This is a genomic window from Steroidobacter sp. (assembly GCF_016790065.1).
In the GTDB taxonomy this organism is placed as follows: Bacteria; Pseudomonadota; Gammaproteobacteria; order Steroidobacterales; family Steroidobacteraceae; genus Steroidobacter.
The window spans coordinates 1-8,318 of the sequence record NZ_JAEUPY010000811.1; the positions used below are offsets into that span (position 1 = coordinate 1).

An 8,318-nucleotide genomic window follows, 5' to 3' on the forward strand; every position below is an offset into this window, starting at 1 on the left:
CGCGTATTCGCTGCCCGATGTCGCCGCCTGCGCGACCCAGAAACTCTCGAGCCCCAGCGTTGCCGACACTGCCGCCGCACCGCGCAGCACGCCTCTACGAGTTATCGCCATGTGGATTTCTCGAAGCTGTGGGCGAGCCGGCTAGCCCCGGACCGAGTAGACCAACGAAATTTCGAGTGCACGATCAGCCTTGAACGCAGCTATTGATACTCATATGAGCTGGCGAACCGGCCTTTTCGGGCACGGCTGGGCTAATCTTTTTGGTCCGGAGCGTTCACTCTCGGGCAGCAGCTTCGCGAAATACCGTACTCCAGTCCTGCTCGGCCTGACCTGCGTAGGCATCGAAGACCGACAACATCAGGGCGAACGGCAGCACCGACGGCGTTCGATTGACACCGATGAATACCGCCAATCTCTGTTCCGGCCATAACGCCACGCCGGCACGAAATCGCCAGTATGAGGTGACGCTGCATTCGCATCACTGCGTGCCAGGGTCGCATCGGCATTGGTGCGACTCATGCCAAGTGGCTGCCAGAGTCGTTCGCGAGCGAACTGCGGCCAGGACGTCTGCGCCACTGGCCACCACCAGTCCTGAGGCAGTCATCATGTTGTTGCTGCAAACGTAGTCGGAGCGGAACGGCCAGCACCACGCCGACGTCAGTGGTGATCCTGCCGCACCTCGCTGGGATCGAAGTTGCTGGAAGTTCGAAACTCGCTGTCGGGCGTCAGCTGAATGAAGCTGCCAGCCCGATCGAACAGCGGCGAACGGATCGTGAACAGATCCAGAACGGTGTCGAACACGTCGGGCTGCTGGTAGGACTCGCGTGCGGCGATGGATAGCGGCACCGACGCTTTCACGATCAACGGAATCTCGGCCTGCTCTTTGGGCAGGGGCACGCCGGGCGGCATGCCATGGAACATGACGCCGTCTTCCAGCAACGACTCGCCGTGGTCCGATAGATAGATGAACACATACGGCGTGCCGGAGCGATCCAGAGTCTGGATGATCTGGCCCAACACGTGGTCTACGTACAAGATGGTGTTGTCGTAGGAGTTGTAAAGCTGCTCGAGCGTGCAGCGATTGGCCACGTCGGCGTCGTTGCACATCGGCTCGAACTTCTTGAACTCCGGAGGATGCCGGTCGCCGTAAGTCGGGCCGTGACTACCGCCGCCGAGATGCAAGACGACGAACCCATAGCCCGGCTCGCGTGTCTTCAGGTTCGCCTCCAACAAAGGAATGACATCTTCGTCATAGCATTTGTCGCCATGTTTGCAGTTGCTTACCTTGGTCTCGCCCACCGCCTCGCAGTTGTCGTATAGCGTGTAGTTGACGTAGCACGCGGTGGGTACCCCAGCCTTGGCAACCACCTGGGTCAGTTTCACGTCCTTCTTTTCGAGAATCTGCGGAAGCGCATACAAGGTCGAGCCGCGCGTCGCGATCGCGTTCAACAAATGCAGGCCGCTGGTATTTTGCAAGACGGGGTTAGTGTTCTGACGGGTGTATCCGTAGAGGCTGAAGTTTTTCCGGCGCGAGGACTCTCCCACCGCTAGCACCACCACCAGGTTGCCCGGCGCTGCCACGCTAGCGGAGATCTCCACCGGCTTCTTGTTCGTTGCCAGGTGCGGCTTGAGCGATTTACCCAGCGCATTGAGGCCGCCTGAAATCACATTGACCGGCACCAGCGAATACACGATGTATTTGTTGGAGATATTGCCGGCGCGATGAATGGCATTGAAGTTCAAATACAAGGCGGCCAGCGCAACGCAGACGGTAATCACCACCAGCCTCGCCGACGCAAACAAGTACCTGCCGTTCGCCTCGAAGCCAATGTCCAGCGACCAGATGAGCAGCACCGGCGCGATGATCAGGAACACGACGTACGGAATCATCTGCGGCGACAGCAACTGCCAGACTTCCGTGGCGTCGGTATGCACAGTATTCATCACCATGGACCGGTCGATGGCCACGTCGTACTTGGCAATGAAATAGGTAGCCGCTGCGCTGAGCACGGTCAGCAGGATCGCCAGCGGCTTGATGGTTCGCCGGTGCGCCAGCAGAGTAAAGAATGCAGTGAATAGGCACAGGCCGGCCAGGAGATAGCCAGACAGTGCCACCGCATCCAGGCGGTCGCTGTGGTGAAACCACTTGCTCAGCTTATCGATGTTGAGCGTATTGCAGATGGCATACAGCAGCCCGCAGAACACCACGATGAAGCCGGTGTGCGACACCTGCAAGCCACGCTTCAAACCAACCCTCACAGCGATATCTCGCCGCCAGCGGGGACCGCTGCCACAGCCAAGCTGGGTTGCCGCACCTCTTTGGGCACGAACATGTAGTAATACAGAGCGTCCGTGAAGATCAGCATTACAAAGAAAGAAACGACGGTATCCGAGAAAAAGTGCGCGCCGGAGGCGATGCGCGACCAGGAGACCACCACTCCAAGACCTACGGCTGCGACCAGCGCAGCGCGCCTTCTACTCAACGCGGCCGCCAACGCCAGCGAGAAGAATCCGCCGGCACCTTCACCCGAAGAGAACGAGCAGTTCTTGTCGCATTCGGCAGCGATGACGAACGCCGGGGTGAACTGCCTGGAGCCGCCGAACTCCTCGATGTCCCGTGGCCTGGCCCGCCCAAAACCATCCTTGAGCACCACATTGACCATCAGGCCCGCCCCCAGAATCAAGACCAGCAACAGGTAACCGACCTTGCGTCCGTCGATATTCCAGATATTACGTTGCCATAGCCGGTTGTAGCCGTAGATTCCGATCACCGTGCCCAGCGAGCCGCACAGGAAATAAGCCATCCCTTCATGGATCAGCCGGTGAGTCCACTGCTCCTTCAAGGGGAAGCCCTGATCGAAGAACAGTCGCGATATGTGGATGTCGATGGAAGGGAACGCCGAGAGCACGCCGGCCGAAATCAGAAAGCATGCCAGGATCCACTGGGCACGCCTGAGCTTCAGGTAATTCACAATTGACCACGTCCCCCACGCCCAGCCATTGGCCGAGATTCGTAGTAGGACGCACGGCGTTGGAAAACCAATCGGCAATCGTCAGCGACACACCAAACCGGCGGTGCGAACCGTCAGCGAGCCGTCAGCGGGGACGCTTCACAATGCCGCCGGATCAACTCCACACCTACAAAAAGGTAGCGCCATGACCTCGATTCTTCGCACATGGTCGACCACGATAACGAGCGCCATCGTCACCGCTGGCGGCCTGCTTGCGGCTCAGGGAACGTTGGCGGCCGACGCCGCGGCACCGTACTCGGTGGTCCAGCACATCAAAGCCCAGGACGGCGGCTACGACTATGTCTCGGTCGACAGCACAGCCCACCGGCTCTACATGGCTCGCAATGACGGTGTGATGACCGTCGACCTGCAAACCAACAAAGTCACCCCGCACTTCGTCGCCGGCAACGAAGTCGCCGCGGTGCTGATCATTCCCGACAGTTCGCTGATGTTGAGCACCAACTGGGCCAGCAACCAGGCCACGCTGTTCGACCGGCACAGCGGACAGATCAAGGCCCAGATCCCGGTCGGCAAAGGCCCGGACGCGGCGTTGTACGACCCGGCCAGCAAACTGGTGTTCGTGATGAACGGCGAGAGCAACGACGTAACCTTGGTGGACCTGACCAAGGCCAAGGCGGTCGCAACCATCCCGGTCGGCGGCAAGCCTGAGGCAGCGGCGTCCGACGGCCACGGCCGCGTTTATCTAAACATCGAAGACACTGCCGAGATCGTCGTCATCGACAGCAATACTCACAAAGTCGTGACGCGCTACGCGATGAAAGGTTGCGAAGAACCGACGGGTCTGGCGCTCGACGCCGTCACCGGTTTGCTGATCTCAGCTTGTCACAACAGCGTCGCCAAATTGATCGAGGCGCGAACTGGAGCCGACAAGGGCAGCGCGACCATTGGCGAGGGCGCCGACGGCGCGATCTTCGATTCCGTGAAACGACTGGTATTCATTCCCAGCAACAATGGCACGCTGACGGTTCTCAAGTTGGATGCCAACGGCAAGGTACAGCCCGTCCAACAAGTGCGCACCCATGAAGGCGCTCGCACCGCTGCCTTCGATCCGAGCACCGACCGGCTCTACCTGCCGTCCGCCAACTTCGTCGATGGCAAAGATGGCGAGCGCGAAGCCGTGGCCGGAACGTTCGAAGTGTTGGTGGTCGGCCGGAAGTAACGAGTTCAGCGGCGGGCGTGCAAGCGAATCGTGGCGGGGTCGGAGTAGTCAACCGTCGTTGGAATGGCGCCCTGCACCGCCTCCACGAACGCTTGCGCGTCGCCGGCATCGAAGATGCCGCTGACTCGCATGCCGGCCAGTGACGGATCGGCGATCATGATTTGCAGGCTCGAATAACGATTCAGCTGGCGGATGGCTTCCTCGAGCGGGGCATCGTCGAAAATGACTTTGCCCTCGCGCCACGCATTGGCGGCCTTCAAGTCGGCTTTGGTGAGTTTGGGTTCGCCGCCCTTGGCGATATGTAACGCTTCGCCCGCCGAGAGCTCAATGACGTCGGCCGGCGTATTGTTGATGCGGGAAGTTCGAGCCGCCGCTGCGCTTCGCTGAGCGGGAGGCGCCTTCGTCGAAGATACCTGCGTGGGCGTGACAGTCGCAGCTGCAGAGCTCAAATCCGAAATCACAGCCACGCGCCCCTCGAGCATCGCGAGATTGAATTCACGGTCGATATATTCGACGGTGAATTTTGTTCCTAGAGCAACGATGGTGCGGCCACCGACTTGTACTTTGAACGGTCGACCCGCATCGCGCGCCACCGAGAACTGCGCCTGCCCTTCGATCAGCTCTACGATTCGTGCGTCATTGGTGAACCGCACTTTGACGCGTGTGGCAGCATCCAGCGCGATCCGCGAATAGTCCTTGAGCTCGATCACGCGTTGCTCAGCGACGTTGGTGCGATATTCGCCAGGCCGAAAACCAAACGGTGCCCAGTGATAGCCGGCCCCGAGCACGACCAGCAAACTCGCGGCCATCGCAGCCACTCTCACATCGGTTCTGCGCCACCAAGGGCGAACCGGCGCGCACCAACGACGGCTGTTCGAGCGACGAGCACGAGCCAGCGCCTGCTCTCTAAGCACCATCAGTTCGGCAGAAGCAGCATGCCGGCCGACCTCGGTCCAAGATTGCTCCACCAGCTCGAAGGCACTGGCGAAGACCGCATCGCCCGCCAACGTGTTCTTGAGTTCGGATTCGTCCGCCTCACTCCACGGGCCGAACTGGCGCCGCACGAACGCTTGCGCAGCCAGGCCTTCGCGATCGGCGGAAGACGTGTCGGAATCTCGAGTCCTATCCTGGGAAGTCATGTGTCGTCCCTACGGCTGGCGCACCGGGCAAGATGGGCCAACGCTTTCACCAGCTCCTTTTCGACGGTGCTCACCGAGATGCCCAGCATCTCCGCCACGGCGCTCTGCCTCATGCCTTCGAGCCGGACCAACATGAACACGTCGCGGGCACGCTCGCTGAGCTCCTGCAAAGCGGTGGCCACGTGAAACAGCTCCTGCTCAACTATTAGTACGCGTTCCGGGACGATTTCCTCATTGGTAATCGACTCCACGGCACCGGCAGCGCCGATGGTTTCTTCATTCCATTGCACGGTGGTGCCGTGCGTAACTACCCGCCGCCCACGGTCGCGCCACCGATTCACCGCCGCCCGGAAAATGTAACCCTTTGCTTGTTCCGATGTTTTCCAGGTGACGTGGGCCAAGGCTCGCACCAGCACGTCTTGCGCCAAATCTTCGGCCTCGTCGCTGGAACCGCAGCGACGCTCGAAGAACTTCACCAGCGCCGGCCGCATCTGAGCCACGATCAGGGTCCCTTCGGACACGCTGAGGTCGGACGCCGGCGGCGCACCGGGGTCGGACAGCGGCGCCTGCGTTGGCGCGGGATCAGACGAAACGGGCATTCACGAGTCCCTAGCCAACCGGTTTTAGAGCTCTCCTAAGACTAATACGCACCAAGCGCCAAAATCCTTATTCCAGGCAGGGTACCTCACGCGCCGGGGCAGCTCTCTGGATCAGCAAGGCGGCTACCGACCCCATGGCCAGCAGGCCCACGAGGGCTAGCAGCACCGCCTGATAGTTTTCGGAGGTCACCGACAATAGCCAACCCACAGCAAGCGGCGACAGCAGACCTGCGCATTGGCCCGCAGTGTTAGCGACTCCCAGTGCGGTGCCGGCCAAGCGCTTCGGCACCAACAACAAGGGCAGCGTAAACAGACCGGATAGCGCGATACACAGCGAGAACAACGTCAGCGTCAGAAAGCCAACCGCAACCTCGCCCGTCGACGATTGAGCTGCCAGATACGTGAAGGCAGCGCTCAACGCGAGCCCCGCGGAAATCGGCACGACACGCTTGCCGGCGAAGTATCGATCCGAAATGGAGCCGCCGAGGTAATACCCGAGCGTGCCGCCCAACGACGGAATGGCCGAATACAGGCCCATCTTGGAAATACTGAAACCGTGCGCCTTGATCAAGTACGTCGGCAACCAGCTCAGAATGGTCCAGTTCGCACTCAGGGCTAGAAACAGTACCAGCGCACACCCCAGCAGCTGCTTGCTCCGAAACACTTCGAATGCCGAGCCGATGCTGCCGATCTTCGACGGTTCGCTATTAGGTTCGGCGGCAGACGTGACCACTGGTTCCTTGATGTATCGAAGCACCAACGGCAGCAACAACAGACCCGGCAAGATCAGGCTCAGAAACACACCGCGCCAGCCGAAGGTCAAGATCATGAACGCCGCGAACGGCGGCGCTATCGCAGGTCCGATTTGTGTGGCCGCGAGCTTGATGCCGTTGGCACGGCCCAGCTCAGTCGGCGGGAACCAAAGCACCAAGCACTTCGAGGCGGCCGCGGGAAACACGCCCTCCGCTGCTCCGAACAGCAACCGCATGACCAACAACGCTCCAAGCGTTCCCACCAGCCCAGTGCCGGCGATGAACGCCGACCACGCCACCAGCGAGAACGCGATGACGCGCCTCGGGCCATAGCGGTCGGCAAGTATTCCTCCTGGAATCTGCAGCAGCGAATAGCCCACGAAAAAGGCGCTGAGGATCATGCCCGCTTGCAGCGAGTCCAGACTGAACTCGGCGACGATCATCGGCAGCACGCTGGCGATGACCATCCGATCCATGAAACAGACCAGGTACGTCGCGAATACGACGGCGAGTACGGAATGGCGAGGGACCCACGGCATCGTTGGATCGCTAGATCAAGGTCCGGCGGTACAACTCAAACAGCTTGGACCAACTCGCCTCCGAGGCTTTCGGTTGGTACGCCGCGCGCTCGGCGAAGCAATAGCCGTGCTCAGCCCCCGCATACGTGTCGATGCCGAAGCTCAACCCCGACGCTTCGAGTGCACTCTGGAAGCTGCTGATGTAGTTCGGCGGAGTGGTATGGTCCTGCTCCCCGAAGGCGTAATAGAGCCGTGCCTTGATGCCATCGAGATGCAGGTGCGGCGAGTCGGGCTGATCCGTAACCAGTCGCGTGCCGCAGATCGACACTCCAGCAACGATTTGCTCCGGAAACTGACGCGCAGTGTTGGTGATGAAACGCCCGCCCATGCAATAGCCGACGGTGCCAATCGGCCCTGAGCGCACCTGTGGCTGAGCGGCGAGGTAACCGAGCATCGCAGCGACGTCATCGCGAACATTGTCATCAGTGAGGTTGTGGTAAGCGGCACGCATCACCGTGGCCATGCCCTCGTGCCGCTTCGTTAGATCGAAACGAACCTGGCCGTATCGGTAGTACAGATCGGCGAGGATGCAAAAGTAACCTTCTTTCGCAATCCGTCGCGCCATGTTTTTCAGCTCCTCACGCATGCCCCATGCGTCCATGAAAAAGATCACGGCAGGAACCTGGCGGGTGCTGTCGGCACAAGCAGTAAAGGCCGGCATGACGCCGAAGCGGGTGGTGACGTCGACTTCTCGCTCAATCATTCTGTGTGCCTCAGCTGCCGAACTTGAACACATGGGTTTTGTTGGCCAGCTCGGGCACGGACATGCCGTTTGCGATGTCGGCATAGCGCCTGGCCTCGCCCGCGATAATCTCTTGCGCCCGCCTAAGCACCGACGGCACGAGATCGCGCGGCACGAAGCAAATGCCGCCCTCGTCCGCAACCACCAAATCACCCGGCGCGCATTGCACGCCGTCGATGGTCACAGGTTGATTGACAGCTACCGTCTGTAGCCGCCACTTCCCCGTGATCGAACACGGACCGCGACTCCAGATGGGGAATCCTATGTCGCGCGTCTGACTCACATCGCGAATGCAACCATCCACGATGGCACCGATC

General features: G+C 60.5%; 9 protein-coding genes. 1 reads left to right on the forward strand and 8 read right to left on the reverse strand.

Going from position 1 to position 8,318, the window contains the following annotated elements:
* Positions 1–274: 274 nt before the first annotated feature.
* From JNL55_RS32780 to JNL55_RS32790, 3 genes are all read right to left on the reverse strand, one after another.
* Positions 275–412: a hypothetical protein gene (locus tag JNL55_RS32780; protein ID WP_293864674.1), complete on the reverse strand. Its 138-nt coding sequence runs from the start codon at positions 410–412 to the stop codon at positions 275–277.
* Between the two features lie 245 nt (positions 413–657).
* Positions 658–2,247 carry a phosphoethanolamine transferase gene (locus JNL55_RS32785; protein ID WP_293864677.1) on the reverse strand — a complete coding sequence of 530 codons (1,590 nt, stop codon included), beginning with the start codon at positions 2,245–2,247 and terminating at the stop codon, positions 658–660.
* A gap of 8 nt (positions 2,248–2,255) precedes the next feature.
* On the reverse strand, positions 2,256–3,050 hold the full coding sequence (locus tag JNL55_RS32790; protein WP_293864680.1) for a phosphatase PAP2 family protein: 795 nt from the start codon (positions 3,048–3,050) through the stop codon (positions 2,256–2,258).
* Positions 3,051–3,156: 106 nt separating this feature from the next.
* On the opposite strand from JNL55_RS32790, the gene JNL55_RS32795 reads away from it, so the two are divergent.
* On the forward strand, positions 3,157–4,191 hold the full coding sequence (locus tag JNL55_RS32795) for a YncE family protein (RefSeq protein WP_293864683.1): 1,035 nt from the start codon (positions 3,157–3,159) through the stop codon (positions 4,189–4,191).
* 5 nt (positions 4,192–4,196) lie between these two features.
* Here JNL55_RS32795 and JNL55_RS32800 read toward each other — a convergent pair whose 3' ends face one another.
* The 5 genes from JNL55_RS32800 to JNL55_RS32820 all read right to left on the reverse strand — a co-directional run.
* Complete coding sequence (locus tag JNL55_RS32800) at positions 4,197–5,330, reverse strand: FecR family protein (protein WP_293864686.1); 1,134 nt, start codon at positions 5,328–5,330, stop codon at positions 4,197–4,199.
* On the reverse strand, positions 5,327–5,929 hold the full coding sequence (locus JNL55_RS32805; protein ID WP_293864689.1) for an RNA polymerase sigma factor: 603 nt from the start codon (positions 5,927–5,929) through the stop codon (positions 5,327–5,329). Before JNL55_RS32805 ends, JNL55_RS32800 begins: the two co-directional genes overlap by 4 nt.
* 67 nt (positions 5,930–5,996) lie before the next feature.
* On the reverse strand, positions 5,997–7,220 hold the full coding sequence (locus JNL55_RS32810; protein ID WP_293864692.1) for an MFS transporter: 1,224 nt from the start codon (positions 7,218–7,220) through the stop codon (positions 5,997–5,999).
* Between the two features lie 10 nt (positions 7,221–7,230).
* Complete coding sequence (locus tag JNL55_RS32815; protein ID WP_293864695.1) at positions 7,231–7,962, reverse strand: dienelactone hydrolase family protein; 732 nt, start codon at positions 7,960–7,962, stop codon at positions 7,231–7,233.
* Between the two features lie 10 nt (positions 7,963–7,972).
* Positions 7,973–8,318 (reverse strand): RraA family protein (locus JNL55_RS32820; RefSeq protein ID WP_293864698.1); only part of this gene is annotated, 346 nt, incomplete at its 5' end.